General features: G+C 70.0%; 16 protein-coding genes. 12 read left to right on the top strand and 4 right to left on the bottom strand.

Annotated features, from left to right (window positions below; translation table 11 throughout):
- Nucleotides 1-24 precede the first annotated feature (24 nt).
- A complete protein-coding gene (locus PKF00_RS11235; protein ID WP_271217371.1) occupies nt 25-6,813 on the top strand; it encodes a DNRLRE domain-containing protein in 6,789 nt (2,262 codons plus the stop codon).
- A gap of 55 nt (nt 6,814-6,868) precedes the next feature.
- Complete coding sequence (locus PKF00_RS11230; RefSeq protein WP_271217370.1) at nt 6,869-7,489, top strand: DUF6461 domain-containing protein; 621 nt, start codon at nt 6,869-6,871, stop codon at nt 7,487-7,489.
- Between the two features lie 306 nt (nt 7,490-7,795).
- Here PKF00_RS11230 and PKF00_RS11225 read toward each other — a convergent pair whose 3' ends face one another.
- The 3 genes from PKF00_RS11225 to PKF00_RS11215 are packed head-to-tail and all read right to left on the bottom strand — an operon-like array spanning nt 7,796 to nt 11,164.
- On the bottom strand, nt 7,796-8,641 hold the full coding sequence (locus PKF00_RS11225) for an alpha/beta fold hydrolase (RefSeq protein WP_271217369.1): 846 nt from the start codon (nt 8,639-8,641) through the stop codon (nt 7,796-7,798).
- Nucleotides 8,641-9,573, bottom strand: a complete 933-nt coding sequence (locus tag PKF00_RS11220) for a VOC family protein (RefSeq protein ID WP_271217368.1) — start codon at nt 9,571-9,573, stop codon at nt 8,641-8,643. Before PKF00_RS11220 ends, PKF00_RS11225 begins: the two co-directional genes overlap by 1 nt.
- A gap of 46 nt (nt 9,574-9,619) precedes the next feature.
- Entirely contained in the window at nt 9,620-11,164 is a 1,545-nt protein-coding gene (locus PKF00_RS11215) for a bifunctional 3-(3-hydroxy-phenyl)propionate/3-hydroxycinnamic acid hydroxylase (RefSeq protein WP_271217367.1), read from the bottom strand.
- A 183-nt stretch (nt 11,165-11,347) separates the two neighbouring features.
- Here PKF00_RS11215 and PKF00_RS11210 point away from each other — a divergent pair, with 183 nt between their 5' ends.
- A complete protein-coding gene (locus PKF00_RS11210) occupies nt 11,348-11,998 on the top strand; it encodes a TetR/AcrR family transcriptional regulator (protein ID WP_271217366.1) in 651 nt (216 codons plus the stop codon).
- Nucleotides 11,999-12,022: 24 nt separating this feature from the next.
- Here the strand turns inward: PKF00_RS11210 and PKF00_RS11205 are convergent, their stop codons facing one another.
- Complete coding sequence (locus PKF00_RS11205) at nt 12,023-12,787, bottom strand: IclR family transcriptional regulator (RefSeq protein ID WP_271217365.1); 765 nt, start codon at nt 12,785-12,787, stop codon at nt 12,023-12,025.
- An 80-nt stretch (nt 12,788-12,867) separates the two neighbouring features.
- Between PKF00_RS11205 and PKF00_RS11200 the strand changes: the two genes are divergently transcribed.
- The 9 genes from PKF00_RS11200 (at nt 12,868) to PKF00_RS11160 (ending at nt 20,913) form a co-directional block, all read left to right on the top strand.
- Nucleotides 12,868-14,022 (top strand): cupin domain-containing protein, encoded by a 1,155-nt coding sequence (locus tag PKF00_RS11200; RefSeq protein ID WP_271217364.1) that lies wholly within the window; start codon nt 12,868-12,870, stop codon nt 14,020-14,022.
- Nucleotides 14,019-14,852 carry a fumarylacetoacetate hydrolase family protein gene (locus tag PKF00_RS11195; protein ID WP_271217363.1) on the top strand — a complete coding sequence of 278 codons (834 nt, stop codon included), beginning with the start codon at nt 14,019-14,021 and terminating at the stop codon, nt 14,850-14,852. The genes PKF00_RS11200 and PKF00_RS11195 overlap by 4 nt, the downstream gene beginning before the upstream one ends.
- The gene (locus PKF00_RS11190; protein WP_271217362.1) at nt 14,852-15,499 is read left to right on the top strand and encodes a maleylpyruvate isomerase family mycothiol-dependent enzyme; all 648 of its coding nucleotides are present in this window, start codon (nt 14,852-14,854) and stop codon (nt 15,497-15,499) included. Before PKF00_RS11195 ends, PKF00_RS11190 begins: the two co-directional genes overlap by 1 nt.
- 17 nt (nt 15,500-15,516) lie before the next feature.
- On the top strand, nt 15,517-16,791 hold the full coding sequence (locus PKF00_RS11185; RefSeq protein WP_271217361.1) for an FAD-dependent monooxygenase: 1,275 nt from the start codon (nt 15,517-15,519) through the stop codon (nt 16,789-16,791).
- A gap of 173 nt (nt 16,792-16,964) precedes the next feature.
- Entirely contained in the window at nt 16,965-17,591 is a 627-nt protein-coding gene (locus tag PKF00_RS11180; RefSeq protein ID WP_271217360.1) for a hypothetical protein, read from the top strand.
- Entirely contained in the window at nt 17,588-17,890 is a 303-nt protein-coding gene (locus PKF00_RS11175; protein ID WP_271217359.1) for a winged helix-turn-helix domain-containing protein, read from the top strand. The genes PKF00_RS11180 and PKF00_RS11175 overlap by 4 nt, the downstream gene beginning before the upstream one ends.
- A gap of 11 nt (nt 17,891-17,901) precedes the next feature.
- Nucleotides 17,902-18,786, top strand: coding sequence for an ABC transporter ATP-binding protein (locus tag PKF00_RS11170; protein ID WP_271217358.1), 885 nt, complete (start codon nt 17,902-17,904; stop codon nt 18,784-18,786).
- Nucleotides 18,787-18,818: 32 nt separating this feature from the next.
- Complete coding sequence (locus PKF00_RS11165) at nt 18,819-19,559, top strand: ABC transporter permease (RefSeq protein WP_271217357.1); 741 nt, start codon at nt 18,819-18,821, stop codon at nt 19,557-19,559.
- A 322-nt stretch (nt 19,560-19,881) separates the two neighbouring features.
- A complete protein-coding gene (locus tag PKF00_RS11160) occupies nt 19,882-20,913 on the top strand; it encodes an ATP-binding cassette domain-containing protein (protein WP_271217356.1) in 1,032 nt (343 codons plus the stop codon).
- The last annotated feature ends 156 nt before the right edge of the window (nt 20,914-21,069 follow it).

Genomic DNA, 21,069 nt, shown 5'->3' with positions numbered 1-21,069 from the left:
GTCCGGACGCGCCGTCGCGCCGCTATGATCGCGGCTCTGACGCTGCCCCTGTCGCTCCTGAGCGTGCCCGCGCTCGCCCAGGAACCCACGCCCCCTTCCACCCCCACGCCGCCTCTCAGCCCCACGGCGTCGCCGCTGAACGCTCCCGCCACTCCCACTGGCAAGGCGCTGGCGCAGGCCAAGAAGGACAAACGGCGCGTCGAGATCGAGTCGCTGCGCTCAGAGAGCGCCACCTACTACGCCAACCCCGATGGCAAAACGCTCCGGATGGAGCTGCACACCCAGCCGATCCGCATCAAGAACGCCGACGGCAAAGGCTTCATGCCGATCGACACCACCCTCGTCGAGGTGAACGGCGCCATCAAACCCAAGGCGACCAAGGGCGACCTCGTCCTGTCCGCCGGCCGCGACAAGACGCTGCTCAAAAACCGGGCGGCCGACGCCACGGCGAAGATCACCACGCCGTCGGAGCTGCCCAAACCCCGGCTGAAGGGCAGCACCGCCACCTACCCGGACGCCTACGGCAAGGGCCGCGACCTGGTGGTGACCGCCAACCCCACCGGGTTCCGGCAGCAGATCACCATCGCCGAACGGCCCACCGGTCCGGTCACTTTCCGGGTTCCGGTCGACCTGCCCCAGGGCACGTCCTTCAAAAAGGACGCCGCGGGCCGGCCTGCCATCGCGGGCAAGGACGGCAAGATCCTGACCGAGGTGCGGCCGACCCTGCTGCAGGACGCCAAGGCCGCCGACACGGGTGCCCCGCTGGAGGTGGGCAAGATCGGCGAGGCCGCCGTCGCGCTCGCCGAGGACGGCAAGACCCTGGTGTTCACGCCGGACGCCGCGTTCCTGGCCGATCCGGCGACGACGTACCCGGTGACGATGACCGCCGCGGCGTCCGACTGGTGGGAGGGCCATACCGGCCAGTGGCAGCGCCCCGGCAGCGCCATGGACACCTGGATCAACGACGTCGACTACCAGGACAGCTGGGACACCCACGCCCAGGACCAGATCGTGGTCGGCAAGTCCTACGCCAGCAGCGTCGCCAAGCGTTGGCGCGGCTATCTGCAGTTCCCCGACATCCCGGCCGAGTTCGCGGGCAGCACGGTGGAGAACGCCGACCTGGTCCTGTGGAACTACCAGTCCAACGACTGCGGGATATCGGTCGGCTCCGGCATCACCGCGCGGCAGATCACCTCCGCCTGGGATGACCTGACGCTGAGCTGGAACAGCCAGCCGTCCGTCACCGGTGTGGGCGCGGACACTGAGTACGGCGCCTACAGCGAAGACTGCTCCGGCTCCATGAACTACGCCTGGGACCTGACCCACTCGATCAACGGGATCGTCCAGGCCTGGGTCGACGGCGCCACCAACTACGGCATCCAGCTCACCGCGGGCAACGAATCCGAGTTGCGAAACTGGCGGCGCTACCGTTCCGAGGACGCCGGCGGCTGCACGACGTCGCCGCTGGAGGCCTGTAAGGGGCAACTCCACCCGCCTATCCTCACCGTGGACTTCAAACCTCCGGCACTGCCAGAGGTCGAGACCATTCACTACACGTATCGGGGCCCGTTAAGAGCGACGCCGCCCACTTACGAGGAAGCCCGCGCTATGGCGGTGAAGACGGAGACGTCGACCAGCCTGCCCGGCGTGTCCGAGGCGCAGTTGGCGGTGCTGGAGCAGGAGCCAGAACAGTCGTACGGCATCGGAGCCGATCTTCTCCAGCCACTGCCGGACGAGGCCGGCGAGGCCGATTACACCAACCCTGACGTGACGCTCGAGGATATGCCAGAAGACGTCACTGTGCCTGTTGTCGTCGCCAATTCCCCCTTCGAGGGTGAACAGGGCGTCCCCCTTGATACCAAGATCACGCTGACGTTCAGTGAGCCGGTATGGGATGCCGGCCTGTCGCTGCGTGACCCCGTTGGCACGGTGATCGCGACGACCGTCGACATGGATGCGGCGAAGAAGGTCGCGACGTTCACACCTGCGCAGGAACTGCTCTCCGGTGTCCTCTACACCGCCACCGCGTCGAAGGCCGTGGACGCCTACGGCAATCGGATGCCCACGCACACCTGGTCGTTCGTGACGAAGTCAGAGCCCGCCGCCCGCTGGGCCTTCGACGAGAACTCCGGTCGTGTCGCAAACGACTCTTCAGCCCACGGTCGTCATGCAGCCCTGAACGACACGGCGGAGTGGACTACTGGACGAACCGGAAGCGCCCTATCGAACACATCCTCGCAGGCGCGTACCTTCGCCTCGAAGGAGGCCGCCCGTCAGGGCAAGGAGATCGTCGTCATCGGCGAGACAAACGAGACCAGCATTACGTATGCCCAGCCGGACGGGAAGACGTTCACTACCGAGATCGCCGCGGGTCCGGTGCGCACCCAGCAGAACGGTAAGTGGGTGCCGATCGACACCGCTTTGGCCGAGCAGGGTGGGACGCTCAAGCCCAAGGCGATCGACGCCGAGATCGACGTGGAGGTCTCCACCGGCGGCACCGGCGCGTTCGTGAAGATGACCGCCGACGGGCGGCGATACGCGCTGACCTGGCCGGCCGCGCTGCCCAAGCCGACGGTCAAAGGCAACGTGGCCACCTACACCGACGCGGCCGGCAAGGGCGCGGACCTGGTGGTCACCGTGCTGCCGACCGGGTTCCGGCACGACGTGGTGCTGCGCGAGCGGCCCGCCCAGCCGCTGGAGGTGCGCATCGGCGTGGACACCGGCGGTCTGACACTGTCCAAGGGCAAGGGCGGACGGCTGCTGCTCACCGACAGCGCGACCGGCAAGGACAAGGCCAAGGGCAAGGCCGGCAAGCTGGTGGCGTCGGCGCCGCAGCCGGTGATGTGGGACGCCGACGCCCGCGGCCGGCTGGTCAAGGGCAAGCGCTCCACGACCCGCCACTCGAAGATCGCCACCGAGGTGGTGGTCAAGGACGGCCGCACCGAGCTGGTGCTCAAGCCCGACCAGGCGTTCCTGACCGACCCGGCCACCGTCTACCCGGTGCGGATCGACCCGACCACCACGCTGCCGTTCAACCACGACGTGGAACTGGCCGACAGCAACGACGCCGACATGCCCGCCGACCCGACCAGCCAGTACCTGATGGCCGGCCGGATGGGCGGGATGTTCCTGTCGCGGGTCTACCTGCGCTTCGACACCGCGAGCCTGACCGGCTCCACGGTGACCGACGCCAAGCTGTCGTTGAACAACATCGACTCCCCCTCCTGCGGCACCCAGGTCGGCGCGGGCGTCCAGGCGCGGCGGGTGACCGGCGCGTGGGATGCCAACAACCTGCACTGGGCCAACAAACCCGCCTCCACCACCGAGGACGCCCAGACCAACCGCCAGGCCTTCAGTCAGGACTGCGGGGTGGCCCGCATGCAGTGGACCGTCACCGGCATCGCCCAGGACTGGGCGGCGGGCGCGGCCAACCACGGCGTGGTGCTGCAGCACCCCAACGAGGCCAACACCGCCGACAACTACCGGGTGTTCACCGCTTCGGAGGACACCGACTACGCCGCCCCGCCGCTGCTGACCGTCACCACCAGCGGCCCGGCCTCGGCCCCCGCCGTCAGCAACCTGACCGTCACCCCGGCCCAGAGCGCCGGCGGCACCACCACGGTCACCTCGCTCACCCCGCAACTGGCCGCGACCGTCGCCGACACCGCGCCCGGAAGCCTGACCGGGCAGTTCGAGATCGAGCACGACCCGGCCGCCCCCACCGGGCAGGGCACCGGCCAGATCTGGACCGCCACCTCGGCCGCGGTCACCTCCGGCGGCCCGGCCACGGTCACCGTCCCGGCCGCCAAGCTGGCCGACGGCTGGAAGGTGCGCTGGCGGGCCCGCGCGGCCAACACCACCGCCGCGACCACCTCGGCGTGGTCGGCCTGGCAGAGCGCGACCGTGGACGTGCCCAACCCCACGGTCGACGCCTTCCAGGTCACCCCGTCCCAGCAGGTGAACGGCACCACGGTGACCACCAGCCTGACCCCGGCCCTGCACACCACGGTCACCGACCCGGCCGCCCAGCCCTTGCGGGCCGAGGTCGAGGTCGAACACGACCCCACTGCCACCGGGCAGGGCAGCGGCCAGATCTGGACCGGGAGCGTCGACAACGTCGCCTCCGGCACCCAGGCCAGCCTGACCGTCCCGGCGGCCAAGCTGACCGACGGCTGGAAGGTGCGCTGGCGGACCCGCGCGGTCAACACCGCCACCACCGTCGGCTCGCCCTGGTCGCCCTGGCAGGCCTTGACCGTCGACCTGCCGGACCCGGTCTCCGAACCGGCCGTGGGCGCGCTGCAGGTCACCCCCTCTGAGCAGGTGAACGGCACCACCGTCACCTCCAGCCTCACCCCCGCGCTGCTGGCGCAGGTGAGCGACCCGGCCGGCGGCGCGCTACGCGCCGAGGCCGAACTCGAGCACGACCCCACCGCCCCGGCCGGGCAGGGCACCGGCCAGATCTGGGCCGGAAACGCCGACAACGTCCCGGCCGGAACCCAGGCCAGCCTCGCCGTCCCGGCGAACACGCTGACCGACGGCTGGAAGGTGCGCTGGCGGGCCCGCGCGGTCTCGGCCACCGCCGCCTCGGCCTGGTCGGACTGGCAGGTGCTCACCGTCGAGGTGCCCAAGCCCACCGTGCAGGGGCTCACGATCACCCCGTCCAAGGTGGTGGACAACGTCACGGTGACCACCACGCTCACCCCGGCGCTGAAGGCCACCGTCACCCACCCGACCGGCCAGGCGCTGCGCGCCGAGGTCGAGATCGAGCACGACCCCACCGCCCCGGCCGGGCAGGGCAGCGGCCAGATCTGGACCGGCGGCGTCGACAACGTCGCCTCCGGCACCCAGGCCAGCCTGACGGTTCCGGCCGGGGAACTGACCGATGGGTGGAAGGTGCGCTGGCGGGCCCGCGCGGTCACCGGACAGGCCACTTCGGCCTGGTCGGGCTGGCAGCAGGTCACCGTCGACGTCACCCAGCCCGGCGAGGAGCCCCTGGCCCAGACCACCGGACCGGTGATCCGCACCGATGAGAGCTTCACCGCCGCCGCCTGGCTGCGATGGAGCGACAAGGACGGTGACTACACCGTCCTTGAGCAGAGGGGCACCCACCAGGCGCCCTTCCGGCTGGGCAACACCCCCGACCGTGGACTGGTGTTCACCTTCACCAGCGCCGACACCGCTGATGCGACGATCGAGGGCGCGCTGTCCGACGTCGAACCACCGGTCAACGAGTGGTTCCACCTCGCCGGGGTCTACGATGCCTCTGCCAAGACCGCCGCGCTCTACCTCAACGGCACCTTGGTCAAGTCGGAGCCGATCAGTCTCTCCGCCTGGAACGCGAACACCTCACTGACGCTTGGCACGAGCATGCGAGGCGATCTCGACGACACCCAGATCCATCAGGCGGCGTTGTCGCCCGTCCAGATTCGCACGTTGGCGGGGCTCGCAAACGGCGAGGCGGCGGTCGCCACGCGCAGCGGCTCCGCTGTCGTGAACGGCCCGGTGACCACGGCGGACAATCCCGACCCCTTTCCTTACTTCAACTACGATCACTACACGATCAACAGCTGCCGGGAGGAGGCCAAAAAAGAATCCCCCAAGGACGACGACACCGTGTGGACGGCGGTTCGCCCATACAGCGGCTGCATAGTCGCCTGGCACTTCGTCAGCCAGTGGGCACCCGACGAGAGCGACCCGTCGGGCACGCGGAAGAAGCGAGTTAGCACCTTCTCGGACGGTAAGACGGTCAAGATGTCGGATGCGATGTACGACATACGGTTCCGCAGCACCATGGTGGTGAACACCTATCTGGGCAACAAAGATGGAAATGGTGTGGTGCCGAGCAAGGACGGCGTCACGGGACAGCAGCCTCGCGACATCTCGATGTGGATGGCCATCGACGAGATCGACTACGACCCCATCTTCAGCCTCAACGGCCTGCACAAGATGACTCTGGAAGTCACCCCCACCGCAGGTGAGCCCAGTTCCACGTGTTTGACCAGGTTCGGCCAGAACAAAACGGAGAAGATGAGCGACTGGGACGAGGTCGGATCCCTGTTCTACTCGTTCGAGTCCTATCCCACTCAGGACTTCGGGCGCGGACAGGCTTGCAGTATTCGCCCTTGGGTTAACCTGCCGACCGTGTTCCAGGATGGTGGCGGCACCAGCACTCACATCCCGCTGTGGGATAGGAAGGTCGCCGCCGGGACGACCAGCATCCTCAAAAGGGATAACGCTCTCACTGTCAAGTGCGACAGCAAAAAGTTCGGGCCTGGAAATCCTCTCCCGAACACTCCTCCGGAGAAGGTCGTCAACTACAAGGGGGCCTGCATCATCCCCAAGGCTGCACGCGTCTACACCATGAGCATGAGCCATCCCAGAATGGGCGAGGTGGCGAAGCACGTGAACATGGCTTTCACCACACCTGATCTCACTAAGCCCACGAAGACCAACCCGTCCAAGGTCATCCCGGGCAACTGGAACGCACAGCGCGGCAGTGACCAGCACACGTGGCTGAGGCGGCTCTACAGTGGGGCGAAGGCCCCCGACGGTAGGACGTGGTATTCGAAGAACGTGGCCGAAAAGGATCGCATCTGTGCGCTGGATTTCCCGAACGCCTCGCAGCAGAACAAGGAATGCGATGAGTATCCGTTCGCGGTGACGGGCGAAGGCGCAGGAAAGGGAGACGGAAACTACTCAATCCTTGCCCTCGACGCCAGTCACAACTCGAGCGAAGGATGGCATCGCGCCGTCTTCTTCGCGCGATATAGAGTGGGCGGCGGAAACCACTTCTGGGTCTCCGTCCAGCCGTAAGCAGATCTGCCGCCCGGCGCACTGCCGGGCGGTTTTTCTTTAAGGAATGAATTTAATGACCGGTCGCGATCACATATATGACCTACTGTGCTCCTATGATGAGGCGGAAGACCCGCTCCCTGCCTTCTACGCGGTCTGGTGTCAGGGGCTCGACAAGCAGGAGGTGGCGCGCCGCCTGGGTGCCGATCTGGGATCGGCCACCGCGGCAACATTCGCCGACTGCGCTGGCATCACCATGCATGCCTACGGCGATCGGGCGATCTTCGTGGGAAAGGCTGGCGCATGGATCGCCGTGATAGGAGACCGTCTGTGCGCGAGCGACGCCGCGCTGAAATCAATCTCCGGCGACGGCGTTAAAGTCATCGGTATGGGGTGGAGCCCAGGAGGTCCGGGCTCTCTCACCTACGCGATCGACGGGGTGATCGTCACCCAATTCAAGATCACAAATCCAAATGTGCGCCTCGGTGTGGTTCCAGACGCGCTGGATTCGTACATGACCGGGCTGCGTTTCCATCTCGGTGATGATCAGATCGGGGATGAAGGCCCCGTTGAAGTGGCCGAGAGCATCACCTCGGCGTTGACGCTCATCGGGCGGGTCACCGGAGTGGAAATCAACAAGAGATGGTTGGATGCGGCCCACACTCTTTACGTGATTCCGGAAGGCGAGGTCGGGTGACCCAGCCTGATCGGACACGATCGCACAGATCACGGCGGCTGTATTCAACCACTCTCAACGGCTGACGGACTTCGGGACGGCGCCCCTTCGGGGGCCGTCCCGAGCAGTCGTCCGCCTTTCCGGAAGCCCAAGCAGGTCGGCGTACATCGGTGCTTCCGGCCGCCGTGTGAGGCCTAGAACTGTCAGTACGTCGACTTTGCCGAGCGGGTGCGAGTCGCCCTGGAGTGAGAGATCTTTCGGAGCACGGCGAGGCGGGAATCGCCCTCCTCGCCGTGCTCGGCGACCTACCGGACCTGATCCGCCGGATCAGTTGTTCGCGACGAAGTCGACGACCAGCCGGTTGAACTCGTCGGCGTGCTCGATCATCGCCCAGTGCCCGCAGCGGTTGAGCAGCACCAGACGGCTGTCCGGGATGTTCGCCAGCAGGTACAGCGAGGTCTCGAACGACACGACGCGGTCGTCGCGGCCGTGGATGAGCAGGGTCGGCACCTGGATCGTCGGCAGCAGCTCCGGCTTGACCCACTTCGGCAGCGGCGCGCCCTTCGGCAGGCCGTCCACGTAGTTGCGCAGATGGTCCGGACGGGCGAGCGCGGCGTCAGAACGCGCCTGGCACAGTTCGGGGGTGGCGAACCGGGCCTTGTCGTAGACCATGATCTCGACGAGCCGGCGCATGTTCTCCGGGCTCGCGTCGCGGTACGCCTCGATCAGCACCTTGAGGCCCTCCGACGGGCCGCCGCCGGGACCGAAGAGCGTGGGCGTCCGGCCGACCGGCGGCCCCATGGTGATCAGGTGCGAGATCCGGTCGGGGTGCTCGGTGGCCAGCCGCAGCGAGGTCTGACCGCCCATCGAGTTGCCGACGAACGCGGCCCTGTCGATGCCTAGGGCGTCCAGGAACTGGATCGCCGCCTCCACGTGGTCGAGCCGGTCGACGGTCGCGGGGTCCGACTCACCCCAGCCGGGCATGTCGACGGCGTACACGTGGAAGTGCTCGGCCAGCGCCTCGATGTTGCCGGCGAAGTTGCTCCACCCGGTCGCGCCGGGCCCGCTGCCGTGCAGCAGGACGACCGGGTGGCCGGAGCCCGCCTCGTAGTAGCGGAGTTTCCAGTCGTCGGTCTGGACGGTGCGGGCGATGTCCTTGGGGTCGAGGGTCATCAGTGGGTCTCCTTGTTCGGCGCGGGCGCGGCGGCGAGCAGCTCGGCGACGACCTCCGAGGGGCGGTGGCCCCAGCTGTGCAGCTTGTCGAGCGTCCTCACCTCCCACGTCTCGTCATCGATGATCAGTCCGCCCCAGCCGTACTCGACGCTGAAACCCGAGGGCGTGAAGACGTAGAAGCTGAACATGTGGTCGTTCGGGTGCATGCCGAGCGTCATCTCGAACGGCTGCTTGGCGTCCATGCAGCGGTCGTAGGCCGTGCCGACGTCGCGGATGTCGGTCACCTCGACCATGAAGTGATGGACCCTCTTCTGCGGAGGCAGGTCGCCGAAGGCCACGGTGTGGTGGCGGCCGTTGCAGTGCAGGAAGATCAGGTCGGCGACCACGCCCGGGGACACCTCCTCGACGATGGTGTCGCTGACCTTGAAGCCGAGCAGGTCGATGTAGAAGCCCAGGTAGGTCTCCCGTGAGACGCCGTGCGCCAGGAGGACCTGGTGGCCCGCGCCGCCTGCGCCGGTCACGAACCCGCCGAGCAGTTTCGCGGACTCGAACGGCGTGTCGGCGTCGGCCAGGCCGGTGACCAGCTCGATCCGGTTGCCCATCGGGTCCGCGGTGACGAAGATCCGCTCCACCTTGCGGGCGGCGGCGAGAGCGCCGTCGCCCTCGGTCACCTCGACCCCGGCCGCGCGCACCTTCTCGACCAGCGCGTCGAGCTCGGCCGCGTCGGAGACCTCGTAGCCCGTGGCCACCAGGTCGTCGGCGGGGCCCCCGGTGACGATCCAGCGGTGGGCCTTCTCGTCGGTGCGCAGCGTGAACCCGTCCTCGGTCTTGTCTCCGAGCTGCATGCCCAGCAGTTCGACACCGAAGTGCTCCCAGTCGGCGAGGCCGCTGACCTCGTAGACGACGTAACCGAGCTCCTTGACTTGAGGCATCTCTCTCCTTCTCCTTCTCAGATGGGTGGGTCCGGCCGGACCGGTCTCAGGCGGGTACGGCGAGGCCGCTGACGTCGGCCGCGGCGACGAACCTGTCGGGGCGCAGCGCCACGGCGCGGACGCCGTACCTGCGCAGCCACGGCAGGAGGACCTCGTCGAGGTCGACCAGTTCGTCCGGGCCCTGCGTGTACGCCGTCTTCGGCCGCACCGCGACGTAGCGTGCGCCGAGCGCGTCCCAGCCCGCCTTCTCCTCCGCCGTCAGCAGGGTCGCCGGGTCGACGTCGTCGCCGAGCAGCACGAAGCCGTCGCCGAGGAGGTCGTCCAGGCGCGCCATCCGGCCGACGGCGTCGCCGGTGATCGGTTGCGGGACCATCCGGCCGACGATGCTGGCGTCGCCCAGCGGACCCCTGATCCATCCGCCCTCCAGCACCGGCGGGGCGATGAGCGGCGGCTCGAACGGGGTGACCGTGCTCGGGGGCGCCGCGTTCATCGTGGCCTGCTCCTCCTCGGACAGCTCCTGCTTGATGACCCGCCCGAGCTCGACCGCGAGGCCGGTGTAGAAGGCGGCGTTCGGGCGCCGCTCCGCCTCGTAGGTCTCCAGCCAGCTCTCGGGCAGCTCGCCCTTGATCACGCGGGCGAGTTTCCAGCCCAGGTTGTGGGCGTCGCGCATCCCGGTCTGCATTCCGGCGCCCGCCCACGGCGGCATCAGGTGGGCCGCGTCGCCGGCCAGGAACACCCGGCCCCGACGCCAGGTGTCGGCCATCCGGGTGTGGTGTCTGTAGAAGGCGTGCTGGTGGATCTCGACGTCCTCCTCGGTGACGCCGAGCGCCCTGAGCAGCGGCCACACCTCGGCGCTGGTCGGGTAGTCCTCCGGGGACTCGTCGGGCTTGAGCGGGATCTCCCACCGGTGGTTGCCCGCGGAGAGCGCGATGTCGACGACCGGGCGCTCCCTGTCGGACCAGAAGGTCAGGAAGTCGCGGTCGGGCCACCAGCGCTTGACGCGGCAGTCGATGACCACCCACGTGACGTCGTTGGTGTCGCCCAGCAGCCGGCAGCCCACCTCGCCCCGGGTCGCGCTGCTGCCGCCGTCGGCGCCGATCGCGTACCGGGCGCGGGTGACGCGGGTCTCGCCGGTCGCGGTGTCCGTCGAGGTGACGGTGACGCCGTCGGCGTGCTGGTCGATCCCGGTGACCTCGGCACCGTAGTGGACGGTGACGCGGTCGCCGTACTCCTGCGCGGCCGCGCGCAGCTCGGTCTCCATCGTCGGCTGGTAGATGTTGTAGAAGCGCGGTTTGCGGCCCAGTGTCGAGGGCGGGTGCTCGACCCGCATGATCTCCGTGCCGTCGTAGGTCACCCAGCGCAGGGCTCGCTGAGGGTCGATCCTCTTCTCGATCCGCTCGTCGACGCCAAGGTCCTGGAAGATCCGCATCGTCCAGTCGTTGACGGTCACGGCCCGGGCCCGGGGATAGATGTCCCTGTCCCGTTCGAGGGCGACGGCGGAGACGCCGTACCTGGCGAGGGTGAGCGCGGCGATCACACCGGTTGGGCCGTACCCGACGATCGCGACGTCCGCGTCGTAGCTCTCGGTCATGCGCTGACTCCGTTGTCCCGGCCGCACGTGCTCGGTGCGGCAGTTTTGGACCGAACGTTCGGTTCAAACGTGTGGAGGGTAACAACGAGCCACCGCGGTGTGTCAAGGGTCCGTCGCGGTCCGTGGACGCGGTTTCCAGCCGCGGAGACGAGCCGTCACCGCCGGTTCCCTAGACTTCAGCGGGTGGAGAAGCTCGCGCCCGAGGCGCGCACCGGGAACCGCCGCGGCCGCAGGTCACGGCAGGAGATCCTCGACGCGACCGCCCGGGTGATGTCCGTGCGCGGCTACGCCGGCACGTCGATGTCGACGCTCGTCAGGGAGACGGGCCTGCCGAAGAGCGCCTTCTACCACCACTTCGAGTCCAAGGCGGGGCTGCTCTCGGCCGTCATGGCCAAGGGGGCGCACGGCTTCTTCGACGCCATGCGCGAGGCTCACCGGAACCCGCCGGAGGGCGGCACCCCGCGCGAGCGTCTCGGGTGGTACCTGCACAGGACAGGCGACGTCCTGGAGAACCGGGAGGAGTTCCTGCGCCTGCTGCTGGTGCTGGTCATGAGCCGCGAGGCGGCCGAGGCGCCCGAGGCGCTGCGGACCGTGATCGAGGTCCGGGACGAGGGCCGCGACTACATGCGGCACATGATCCGCTCGTCGTTCGCGAGCGAGGGCGAGGACGTCGCGAACACGGTCGCGGACGCCCTCGCGCACTTCGGCATGGCCGGGTTCGACGGCGCGTTCGTCTCGCTCCAGTCGAGGGACGGCAAGCCGATCTCGGAGTTCATGGAGCGGCTCGCCGACGCCATGGCGGCGATCGGCGAGGCGCTGGTCGCCGCCCGCTGAGCCGCCGCCCGCTGAGCCGCCGCCTCAGAGGGCGCGCGTGATCGCGTCGGCCGCGGCCGTGACCTCGGCGATGAGCGGTGTGAGCTGCTTCGGCGAGTAGCGGACGCTGGGCATCGAGACCGACAGCGCCGCGACGGTCGCGCCGGCGCGGTCCTTCACCGCGCACCCCATCGCGGTCACGCCCCGCTCGGTGCGCTCGAGGTTGAGCACGACGCCGCTGAGCCGTACCGACCGGAGCTCGCGGCGGAGCTTCGCCAGGTCCGGCGGCTCCTCGCCGGGATCGCGCCGGTCGTCGGCGGCGTACAGGGTCGCGAGCTCCTCGTCCGAGAGCGCCGCCAGTGCGATCAGGCCGCCGGTGGCCTGGTGGGCGGGGAAGACCATGCCCTCGCGGCTGCCCACCCGCAGGGCCTGCGCGCACTCGACCGAGGCGATGAACCGGACGTTCCTGCCGGTGCGGATGCTGAGGTTCACGGTCTCGCCGATCCGGTCGACCAGGGCCCGCATCGGCCCGAGGGCCGCCGCGCGGAGTGCGCCGACGTCGGACTGGGCACGCTCCGCGAGGGCGAGGATGGGGCCCACCCGGTAGGTCCGGTCCTCGTCCTGCACCGCGAAGTCGCGGTAGACCAGCGCGGTCAGCAGCCGGTGGGCCGTGGATCGGGCGACACCCAGCCGCTCGGCCGCCGCCGAGACCGTGATCGCCCCGTCGATCTGGAGGATCTGCGCGAGCCTGAGGGCGTGGTCGACGCTGTTCGACGCGTAGGCGGGCGGGATCTTCATCGGCTTCGCCATGAGTTCCATGCTGACACAGCCTGTTCCGCTGTGCAGAATCCTCTGTTCCCGATCCGCCGGGTCGGCGGATAGTCGGGACCATGTCCGACGCGAACGCCATCACGTCGCCGGTCAGCCTCACCGCTGAGGACCGGCCCGGCCAGCCTCCCGTCAGCCCCGAACTCGAGGATCTCTACCGCGGCTTCGAGAAGGCGCTGCTCGTCCCGCTGTGGACCGAGATCGGCGACCTGATGCCGCAGCACCCGCGCTCCAACGCGCAGCCGCACCGCTGGGAGTGGAGCGGGCTGCTCGAACTCGCAGGCCGTGCCGGTGACCTGGTCCCGGTCGGCCGCGGCGGCGAGCGCCGCGCGATCGCGCTGGCCAACCCGAGCCTGGGCGGCAGGCCCTACGCGACCCCGACCCTGTGGGCCGCGATCCAGTACCTGATGCCGGGCGAGGACGCGCCCGAGCACCGGCACACCCAGAACGCGTTCCGCTTCGTCGTCGAGGGTGAGGGCGTGTGGACCGTGGTCGAGGGCGACCCGGTGCCGATGCGCAGGGGCGACTTCCTCCCTCAGCCCGGCATGCACTGGCACGCCCACCACAACTCGGCGAGCACGCCGATGGCCTGGATCGACGGGCTCGACATCCCGTTCCAGTACGGCGTCGAGGGGCAGTTCTTCGACTTCGGCAGGGACACCCTCAGCGAGGGGGAGCACGCCGCCCCCGACCGCTCCCGCTCGGAGCGGCTCTGGGGACACCCCGGCCTGGCGCCGGTCTCACAGCTCGGCCGTCGCGAGGGCACCCCCCTGCTGCGCTACCGCTGGGCCGACACCGACGCCGCGCTGACCGGCCAGCTCGCGCTGGAACGGGAGGGCCACGCGGGCACGGTCGAACCGGGTCACGCCCTGGTCCGCTACACCAACCCGACCACCGCGGACGACGTGCTCCCGACGATCCGGGCGCAGTTCCACCGGATCACGGCGGGCACGGAGACCGCGCCGTACCGGGAGACCGGCTCGTCGGTCTACCAGGTCTTCGACGGGTCGGGGCGGGTCACCGTCGGCGACCGCTCCTGGACGGTGACCCGCGGCGACCTCTTCGTCGTCCCCTCCTGGCAGCCGCTGTCGATCCGCTCGGAGGCGTCGGCGTCCGACTCCGACTCGGGGGCGCTCGACCTGTTCCAGTTCGGCGACGCCCCGATCCTCACCAAGCTCAACCTGTTCCGCAGTCACACCGAGAAGGGCAGCCGATGAAGCTCGCCACCATCCGCCTGGGCGACCACCGCACCGCCGCCGTCCGCGTCGACGGCGACCACCTCGTCGAGGTGGGCCTGCCCGACGTCGGCGCGGTGCTGGCCGCGCCCGACGGCCTCGCGGCCGCCGCGGCGGCCGACGGCCCGCGGCACGCGCTCGCCGGAGCCGACCTCGCCCCGGTCGTGCCGCGGCCGAGCAAGGTCGTCTGCGTCGGGCTGAACTACCAGAACCACATCAAGGAGATGGGCCGCGACCTCCCGGAGCACCCGACCCTCTTCTCCAAGTTCACCGACACCCTCATCGGCGCCGCCGACGACATCCTCCGCCCGGCGGAGACCGCGCAGTTCGACTGGGAGGCCGAACTCGCCGTCGTCGTCGGCCGGCGGGTGCGCCGGGCGGACGAGGAACAGGCGGTGGCCGCGATCGCGGGGTTCACCGTGCTCAACGACATCACCTGCCGTGACTGGCAGTTCCGGACCAGGGAGTGGCTGCAGGGCAAGAACTGGGACTCGACCACCCCGATCGGCCCGTTCCTCGTCACCGCGGACGAGACCGGCCCGCGGCCCGCGCTCGACATCCGCTGCGAGGTCGACGGCCGGGTGATGCAGGCCGACAACACCGGCGACCTGCTCTTCGACCCGGTCCACCTGGTCCGCTACGTCTCGACGATGGTGCGGCTCAACCCGGGCGACGTGATCGCGACCGGCACCCCCGGCGGCGTCGGCCACGCCCGCGAACCGCAGGTATTCCTGAAGGGCGGCGAACTGGTCGTGACCGAGATCGAGGGGCTCGGCAGGCTCGAGAACCGCGTCGTCCCCGAAGGCGCGTGATGGCACGCGACCTCGCCACCACGCTCGCGTGGGCCGAAACGGGGACCCGGCTGTGCGCGTCGGCGATCGCCGGCCTCTCCGAGAACGAGTACGGCGCCGCGTCGGCCCTGCCGGGCTGGACGCGCAAGCACGTCGTGGCGCACCTGGCGGCGAACGCCGACGCGGTCGGCAACCTGGTCCGTTGGGCGCGCACCGGCGAGGAGACCCCGATGTACGCCTCCCCGCGGGAGCGCGCCGCGGGGATCGAGCGGGGCTCCCGGCTGGGCGCGGACGAGCTGGCACGGTGGTTCACCGAGTCGGCCGCGACACTGGCCGCCGCGATGGCGGAGCTTCCCGACGAGGCGTGGCGGGCCGAGGTGGTGACCGCGCAGGGCCGCACCGTGCCGGCGAGCGAGATCCCGTGGATGCGCAGCCGGGAGGTGATGGTGCACGCCGTGGACCTCGCCACCGGCCTCACCTTCGCCGACCTCCCCGACGGTTTCCTGCGGGCGCTGCAGGAGGACATCCGCGCCAGGCGGGGTCGTGACGCGGTGCCCGACGTCGAGGGAACCCCGGCCGACGTGACCGCCTACCTGGCCGGACGCCCCGCGGCCGGAGTGACCGCCGCCGGCGGCGGCCTCCCCCCGGCCCTGCCTCCGTGGCTATGACGAGAAGGACCGACCCCATGGGCATCTCTCCCTCCACCCGCGCCGAGGTGATCGTCGTCGGGGGCGGCATCGGCGGCCTGTCCGCCGCGCTCGCGCTGACCCGCCAGGGGCTGCGGGTCAGGGTGCACGAGCAGGCGTCCGTGTTCGGCGAGGTCGGCGCGGGCCTCCAGCTCGCGCCGAACTGCACCCGGATCCTGGACCGCTACGGGCTGCTGGAGGAGGCGACCGACCTCGGCGTGCTGCCCGAGGGCATGGTCATGAAGGACGCCGTGGACGCCCGCGACCTGACCCGGCTCGACCTCCGCGACCTCGAGCGCCGTTACGGCTACCCCTACCTGGTGATCCACCGCAGCGACCTGCACCGGATCCTGCTCCGCGCCTGTGAGCGGGCGGGCGTCGAGCTGCTGACCGACGCCTGCTGCGTGTCGTACGAGAACGTCGACGGCGGCGCCAGGGTCCGCTTCGCCGACGGCGGCGTCGACGAGGCGGAGGCGGTGATCGCCGCGGACGGACTGCGCTCGGTCGCCCGCGAGCTGCTGGTCCGGGACGAGCCGGTGAGCTCGGCGTACGTGGCGTACCGCGGCGCCGTGCCGTTCGAGAAGGTCGTCGGCAACGGCATCCACGACAGGGACGTCGTCGTGTACGTCGGCCCTCGCTGCCACTTCGTCCAGTACCCGCTGCGGGGCGGCGAGATGTTCAACCAGGTCGCCGTGTTCGAGTCGCCGAAGGCGCTGGCCGGCGAGGACGACTGGGGAACGCCGGACGAACTGGACGAGGCGTTCGCGGGGACCTGCGACCAGGTCCGCAACGGGCTGCCGCTGATGTGGCGCGACCGGTGGTGGCGGATGTACGACCGCGACCCGATCATGACCTGGGTGGCCGGTCGGATCGCGCTGCTCGGCGACGCGGCGCACCCGCCCCTGCAGTACATGGCGCAGGGCGCGGTCATGGCGATCGAGGACGGCTGGGTGCTCGGAGAGCACGTCGCCGCCCAGCGCGCGCGGCGGACCGGCGGCGGTTCGGGCGTCGACTGGGACGCGGCGTTCGCCGCCTACGAGGCGGTACGGCCTGAGCACTGTCGCCGGGTCGTCACCACCGCCCGGGCGTGGGGCGAGCTGTGGCACCTCGAGGGACTCCGGAGGCTGCAGCGCAACGCCCTCCTGCGCGGCCGCGACGTCTACGACTACTCGTTCGTCGACTGGATCTACGGCCCCACGGCGCTGACCTCCGAGGAGGAGCCGGAGATGTTCCGTCCGATTCCCCTCGACACCGCGCTCCACGCCCAGAGGTAGGGGGCGCCTGTCCCACATGACGGCCATCGCGTGACGCTCCCAGGAGGAACGGCCTCCCGGAGACGCGCGGTGGCCGTCGCCGTGCTCGGAGATCGTCCTGTTGAGTTTGCCGTGCAATGTGGTTTACAGTTCAAACCACAGGTTTGCGGTTCAAACTAGTTTGAAGGACGGCGATGAACCGGCTTGACGACGACGACCGGCCCCTGAGCCCGGAGGAGATGCTCCGGCTCATCGAGGAGCAGCAGAGCGCGACGAGCAGACGGCTCGGCGGAGACCCGCTGCTGACCTACACGCCGTGGGGGATCGCCTGGGGAGTGGGGTTCGGCGCGCTGTTCCTGCACTACGCCTACGGGCTCGTCCCCAGGGGCGTCGCCCTGTCCGTGCTGTTCTCCCTGATGGTCCTGGCCATGGCGGTCAGCTCCTTCGCGCAGCGGTCGATGAGCAGCCAGGTGCGGGGCGAGGCGGCCGAACGAGGCATGATGTACGGCTTCGCCTGGCTGTTCGGCTTCGCCGGCATGTTCGCACTCGGCGTCAGGCTCAGCCCCCTGCTGCCCGTGGAGGAGACCGGCCTGCTCTGGGCGGTGATGTCCATGACGATCGTGGCCGCCCTCTACATCGCGGGCGGCGCGGTCTGGCGGGTGCGGACGATGTTCTTCCTCGGCGCGGGGCTCGCGGTGCTCAACGTGGTCGGCGCGATCGCGGGTCCCGGCGTCCACGCCCTGCTCATGTCCGTGGGCGCGGGCGGCGCGTTCATCGTCGTCGGCGTGGTGCAGCGGATCCGCCGGCGGGGCGGGGCATGACGGCGCCGCGCGAGCTCGACCCGGTCATCCACGCGCAGGCCCGGCTGAAGGTGATCGCCACGCTCAACACCCTGGGCGAGACGAACCAGATCACCTTCCCCGGGCTGCGGGAACTGCTCGGGATGACCGCGGGAAACCTGTCCGTGCACCTCGGAAAGCTTGAGGAGGCCGGATATGTGGAGATCGTCAAGACCCACAGGGGACGCACCCCCACGACCTACGTCGCCCTGACCCGTCAGGGACGCCGTGCCTTCGAGGACTACACCGCCGCCATCCGCGAACTGCTCGACCTGGGATAGGAAGGACCCCCATGGCAGAGATCCTGGCCCGCACCGTCGAGGCCACCCGGAGGTACGGCGCCGTCACGGCACTCGACCGGGTCTCCCTCGACATCCGCGCCGGAGAGCTGGTCGGGCTGCTCGGGCCGAACGGCGCGGGCAAGTCCACACTGGTCAACCTGTTCGCCGGGCTCCGGCGGCCGACGTCGGGAACCGTCGAGCTGCTCGGCGGCTCGCCCCAGGATCCGGTGCGACGCCGAGGCATCGGGGTCACCCCCCAGGAGACCGGCCTGCCGCCCGCGCTGCGGGTCGGCGAGTGCGTCGACTTCGTGGCGGCCCACTTTCCCGAGGCGGTGAGCCGGGAGGCGCTGCTGGAGCGGTTCGGCCTCGGCGACCTCGTCAGGCGTCAGATCGGCGGCCTGTCCGGCGGGCAGAAGCGCCGCCTGGCGGTGGCGCTGGCCTTCGTCGGAAACCCCCGCCTCGTCTTCCTCGACGAGCCGACCACCGGCCTCGACGTCGAGGCCCGCCACGCCCTCTGGGACGCGATCAGGGACTTCCACGCCGGAGGCGGCACCGTGGTCCTCACCAGCCACTACCTGGAGGAGATCGAGGCGCTGGCCGAACGGGTCGTGGTGATCGGCGAAGGCCGGGTGCTCACCGACGACACCATGGACGCGGTGCGCGGCCTGGTCGGCGTCCGCCGCGTCACCCTGACCGGCCCCGGCCTGCCCGACCTGCCAGGAGTCCTGGGCGTCGAGCACGAGGGCTCCCGCACGCACCTGCTCACCGCCGACGCCGACGCCCTGGTCCGCGAGCTGGTGCTGGCCGGCGTCCCCTTCTCCGGCCTGGAGATCCGGCCGACCTCCCTCGAAGAGGCCTTCCTCACCATCACCACCCGCGAACCCCAGACCGCCTGACCCGCGGGCCCGTCGGCTGACAGGAGTTTGTGATGTCCCTCGTTCTCACCCATGCCCGGTACCAGTTCCTCGAGACCGTCCGCGTGCCCATGTCGGTGATCGGGAGCTCGGTCTTCCCCGCGCTCTCGATGCTGTTCTTCGTGGTGCCCTTCGCCGGGAAGGACGCGGTCGCGGCGACGTACGCCACCGGAGCGATGCTGGTCTTCGCGGTCATGTCCGCCTGCCTGTTCACCTACGGCATCGGGGTCGCCGAGGACCGGGCCCAGCCGTGGGACCCCTACCTGCGCACGCTGCCCGCCGGGCCGCTGCCCCGGTTCACCGGGCGGATCCTCACCGTCATGGCGATCATGGGGATCGCCGTCGTCCCCGTCCTGCTCATCGCCGCCTTCCTCACGGAGGCGACGGTGACCCCGGCGCAGCTGCTGCTCGGCCTGGCCGCCGTGCTCCTGGGCTCGATCCCGTTCACCCTGATGGGCCTGTTCATCGGCTACGCGCTGCCGTCGAAGGCCGCCATCGTCGTCGCCCAGGTGGTGTTCTTCCCGATGGCCGTCGGCGGCGGGCTGCTCACCGGACCTCCCGAGAACGCCCCCGAGTTCATCCAGGTCATCGCCCCCTACCTGCCGACCAGGGGCGCGGTCGAGCTGGTCTGGGCGGCCAGCACCGACTTCTCCCCGAACGCGGTCTCCCTGGTGGCGCTGGTCGTGTGGGTCGCGGTCTTCGGCGCGCTCTCCGTCTGGGCCTACCGCCGCGACGAGGGGCGTCGCTTCTCCTGAGGCGCTCGTCCGCGCGGGACGCCTCCACAGAAAAACACCGGTGTTTTCTCACCGGTTCGAAAAAGGCCACGTCAGCGATGGGAAACGGCTCGGACCCGCAGGGTCCGGGCCGTTTCCCTTTCCCGGAAAGAAGCACGTTTTCCCAGGTCAGGGCAAACGCGAACGTCGTATTCGCGTTTGCCAAAGTCGGTTTCCGTGGTCAAGGATGAGGCGTCTCCGAAAAAAGCCCCCGATCTGGGGTTTCTTCGTCATGCCCGGGCGTCGCCGATCCTGCTCGCCGGACGCCCGCCCACCACCCACGCCTGCCCCCAAGGAGGGGACGATGATCCATGCCCGAGGACTGACCCGGCGCTTCAAAATCAAGGGAGCGCACGTCGACGCCGTACGCGGCCTCGACCTCGACGTCGAGGAGGGCCAGCTCGTGGCCTTCCTCGGCCCGAACGGGGCGGGGAAGTCGACCTGCCTGCGCATGTTCACCTCGCTGCTCCCCCCGACCTCGGGGACCGCCGTCGTGGCGGGCCGCGACGTCGTGTCCGATCCGGCCGGGGTGCGCGCCCGCATCGGCTACGTCGGGCAGAAGAGCGGAGCGGGGGAAAACTTCCGCGTCCGCGACGAACTGGTGACCCAGGGACGCTGCTACGGCCTCACCCGCCCGCAGGCGCGTGAGCGGGCCGACGAGGTCCTCGCCATGCTGGACCTGGGCTCCCTGGCGGAGCGCAAACCCGGCACCCTGTCGGGCGGCCAGCGCAGGCGTCTCGACATCGCCCTGGGGCTCGTCCACCGGCCCAGGCTGCTGTTCCTGGACGAACCGTCGACCGGCCTCGATCCGCAGAGTCGCGCCAACATCTGGGAGCACATCCTGCGGCTGCGCGAGGAGCACGGCACGACCGTCTTCCTGACCACCCACTACCTGGAGGAGGCGGACAACATGGCCGCGCGGGTCGTGATCGTCGACCACGGCCGGGTCATCGCGGACGGCGCGGCGGGGCGGCTGAAGAGCGACCTGGCGGGCGACCGCGTCACGATCACCACCCGCGACGCGGCGGACGCGGCGAGAGCGGCGGGGATCGCCGAGCGGGTCGCCGGGTCAGGCGAGGTCACCGCCGACGGCACGACCGTGCTGCTGCGGGTTTCCCACGCGGGCGCGGTGCTGCCGGAGTACCTGCGGTCGCTGGACGAGGCAGGGGTGAAGGTCCTCACCGCGGAGACCTCCAGGCCGACGCTGGACGACGTGTTCCTCGCGCTCACCGGCCGCAGCCTGCGTGAGAGCGACGCACAGGGCGACGCACAGGGCGGGGAGCAGGGCGGGGAGCAGGGCGGGGAGCAGGGCGCTTCCCGGGACGCCGCCGCGTGATCCTCGCGCCCCCCGTGAGGCCGGCGCCCGCTCTCCTCCCGGTGCCCGCCGTCCTCCCGGTGCCCGCCGTCCTCCCGGCGGTCGCCCTTCTCCCGGCGGTCGCCGACCGGCCAGGAGTTTCCCGACGTGTCCCGCGGAGCCTTCCGGCGGGGAGCA

The organism is Streptosporangium carneum, assembly GCF_027922005.1.
Taxonomy (GTDB): domain Bacteria; phylum Actinomycetota; class Actinomycetes; order Streptosporangiales; family Streptosporangiaceae; genus Streptosporangium; species Streptosporangium carneum.
The sequence above is the reverse complement of the archived record's forward strand: the minus strand, read 5'-3'. Positions and strand labels throughout refer to the sequence as shown.

What these genes read in the sequence shown, in the direction of transcription:
- PKF00_RS11235 (WP_271217371.1), top strand. Translation starts at nt 25, where the DNA reads ATGATCGCGGCTCTGACGCTGCCCCTGTCGCTCCTGAGCGTGCCCGCG.
- PKF00_RS11230 (WP_271217370.1), top strand. Translation starts at nt 6,869, where the DNA reads ATGACCGGTCGCGATCACATATATGACCTACTGTGCTCCTATGATGAG.
- PKF00_RS11225 (WP_271217369.1), bottom strand. Translation starts at nt 8,641, where the DNA reads ATGACCCTCGACCCCAAGGACATCGCCCGCACCGTCCAGACCGACGAC.
- PKF00_RS11220 (WP_271217368.1), bottom strand. Translation starts at nt 9,573, where the DNA reads ATGCCTCAAGTCAAGGAGCTCGGTTACGTCGTCTACGAGGTCAGCGGC.
- PKF00_RS11215 (WP_271217367.1), bottom strand. Translation starts at nt 11,164, where the DNA reads ATGACCGAGAGCTACGACGCGGACGTCGCGATCGTCGGGTACGGCCCA.
- PKF00_RS11205 (WP_271217365.1), bottom strand. Translation starts at nt 12,787, where the DNA reads ATGGCGAAGCCGATGAAGATCCCGCCCGCCTACGCGTCGAACAGCGTC.
- PKF00_RS11200 (WP_271217364.1), top strand. Translation starts at nt 12,868, where the DNA reads ATGTCCGACGCGAACGCCATCACGTCGCCGGTCAGCCTCACCGCTGAG.
- PKF00_RS11195 (WP_271217363.1), top strand. Translation starts at nt 14,019, where the DNA reads ATGAAGCTCGCCACCATCCGCCTGGGCGACCACCGCACCGCCGCCGTC.
- PKF00_RS11190 (WP_271217362.1), top strand. Translation starts at nt 14,852, where the DNA reads ATGGCACGCGACCTCGCCACCACGCTCGCGTGGGCCGAAACGGGGACC.
- PKF00_RS11185 (WP_271217361.1), top strand. Translation starts at nt 15,517, where the DNA reads ATGGGCATCTCTCCCTCCACCCGCGCCGAGGTGATCGTCGTCGGGGGC.
- PKF00_RS11180 (WP_271217360.1), top strand. Translation starts at nt 16,965, where the DNA reads ATGAACCGGCTTGACGACGACGACCGGCCCCTGAGCCCGGAGGAGATG.
- PKF00_RS11175 (WP_271217359.1), top strand. Translation starts at nt 17,588, where the DNA reads ATGACGGCGCCGCGCGAGCTCGACCCGGTCATCCACGCGCAGGCCCGG.
- PKF00_RS11170 (WP_271217358.1), top strand. Translation starts at nt 17,902, where the DNA reads ATGGCAGAGATCCTGGCCCGCACCGTCGAGGCCACCCGGAGGTACGGC.
- PKF00_RS11165 (WP_271217357.1), top strand. Translation starts at nt 18,819, where the DNA reads ATGTCCCTCGTTCTCACCCATGCCCGGTACCAGTTCCTCGAGACCGTC.
- PKF00_RS11160 (WP_271217356.1), top strand. Translation starts at nt 19,882, where the DNA reads ATGATCCATGCCCGAGGACTGACCCGGCGCTTCAAAATCAAGGGAGCG.